The organism is Flavobacterium sp. W22_SRS_FK3 (assembly GCF_052113665.1).
In the GTDB taxonomy this organism is placed as follows: Bacteria; Bacteroidota; Bacteroidia; order Flavobacteriales; family Flavobacteriaceae; genus Flavobacterium.
This window is the reverse complement of the sequence record NZ_JBGQOF010000057.1, coordinates 1-2,160: the sequence shown is the minus strand read 5'-3', so window position 1 is coordinate 2,160 and position 2,160 is coordinate 1. Positions and strand designations below refer to the sequence as shown.

The 2,160-nt window shown below is 36.0% G+C and carries 1 protein-coding gene; it reads right to left on the bottom strand.

Going from position 1 to position 2,160, the window contains the following annotated elements:
* Nucleotides 1-2,115 (bottom strand): non-ribosomal peptide synthetase (locus ACEN2I_RS19870; RefSeq protein ID WP_441767815.1); only part of this gene is annotated, 2,115 nt, incomplete at its 3' end.
* Between the last annotated feature and the right edge of the window lie 45 nt (nt 2,116-2,160).

Below are 2,160 nucleotides of genomic sequence, written 5' to 3'. Positions count from 1 at the left end.
CTCATGACGCGAAACAATCTCCTGCAGTGTTTGCTCCAGTATGGACACCTCCAGTGCACCTTCTAAACGAAGCACAATAGGGATATGGTATTCGGTACTGCCCTGCAGCTGGTCCAAAAACCATAGTCGCTCCTGGCTAAAGGATAAAGGAATTCGGGAAGGACGAGCCTCTGCCACAATAACAGGCAATAAAATACCTTCTGACTGCGCTGATATATGGGCTGCTAATTCAGAAATCGTGGCATGTTCAAAAACTTCCCGGATAGAAACCTCTATCTCCAATTGCTTACGGATCATGGAAACCAAACGTGTAGCCAGTAAACTATGACCACCCAATTCAAAGAAATTATCGTGAACTCCTGCTTGTTCTATTCCTAACAAATTCTGCCAGATTGCTGCTAACTGCAATTCCCTTTCATCGCGTGGTGCTACATATTCTTTACTGGATAATTCTGAATCATCCGGATCCGGCAAGGCATTTTTATCTACCTTACCATTATTGGTAAAAGGTATTGATTCGAGTTCAATAAATTGATTCGGAATCATAAACTTAGGAAGTAATTTGGATAATTTCTCCCTCAAATCCTCCGTATTTATTTCTGCTCGAAGTTCTAAAAAAGCTACCAGGCGTTTATTTGAATTTTTATCAACTTTTACCAGTACTACTGCTTTTTTAACTTCCTCTAGTTTTAATAATGTTTGTTCTATTTCCCCTAGTTCGATGCGATGACCCCTTATTTTTACCTGATCATCTTTTCTTCCCATAAACTCTACCGTTCCATCCGGCATCCATCTTCCAGTATCACCAGTTTTATACAGCTTTTCACCAGGTTGAAATGGATGCTCGATAAACTTCTCTGCAGTTTGTAATGGGTTATTTAAATAGCCTCTGGCAATACCATCGCCCGATACACAGATTTCACCTAACAGACCTATGGGAACTAAAGAATGTGATTCATCTAAAATATAAACCTCAGAATTTCCTACAGGCCCACCAATAGATATGGCTGTATATTCTATATCATTTTCAAATCGATAAATAGTTGAATCAATTGTATTCTCAGTTGGACCATAGGAATTGTGTAATGCTATTGAATATCTATTACCAAGCTTGGTATTAAAAGTATTAACAACTTTCGTATTAATTTTATCTCCTCCTGATACCACATGACGCAAACTTTGGAATTTCCTCAGATCACTATCTGATATGAAATCCAATATATTCTGCAATAATAAAGGTGGCATATTCACCTTTGTTATCTGATGTTTTTCGATATAATGCAGGATGTTCTGAAATAAATCATCTTTGAAGTTTACCGGAGCCATAACACAACAACCTCCAACAGTAAAAGGCATGATATATTCTTCTAATGAACCATCAAAACTAAAAGAACGATAAAACAAAACCTTATCCTTTGACGTCATACCATAATAGGACTTATAGAACTGTAATCGAGATACTAGTGATTTATTACGAATTTCTACGCCTTTTGGTTGTCCGGTACTTCCCGAGGTATAAATTATATAAGCTAAATTCTCCGAAGAGGATATTCTCTTGATTAATTCTCCAGATCCCTGAGCTATCAAATCCCAATCCTTATCTAATAAAACAATATCTAAATTAGTTTTCTTTGGCAATACAACTAAGCTATTGCTATCACTAAGCAAGAATTTTATCCCAGAATCCTCTAACATATACTCTATACGATCTGCTGGATATTCCGGATCAATAGGTACATAAGCTGCGCCTGATTTCAAAATACCCAAAATACCTATAATCATCTCCAAAGAACGATTAATACAAATACCGATCAGATCCTCTATTTCTACCCCTTTATTTACCAAAAAACTTGCTAATTGATTGGATTTCTGATCCAAATCCCTATATGTAAGCTCTTGATTATCGAAAATAATCGCTACTGAATTTGGGGTTTGCTTAACCTGTTCGGTAAACAAATCTACAATCGTCCTGTCCTTATTATAGTCAATAGAAGTAGCGTTAAAGACATTCAGTAATTGATGCTCTTCTTCCTTAGGAAGTATTGATAATTTATTTATTGGTTTATTGATATCTATTATTATACTCTCCAATAATTCTTGGTAATAAAGCAGCATTCGATCAATCGTTGTCTTATCAAATAAAGCGGTACAATAATTTAT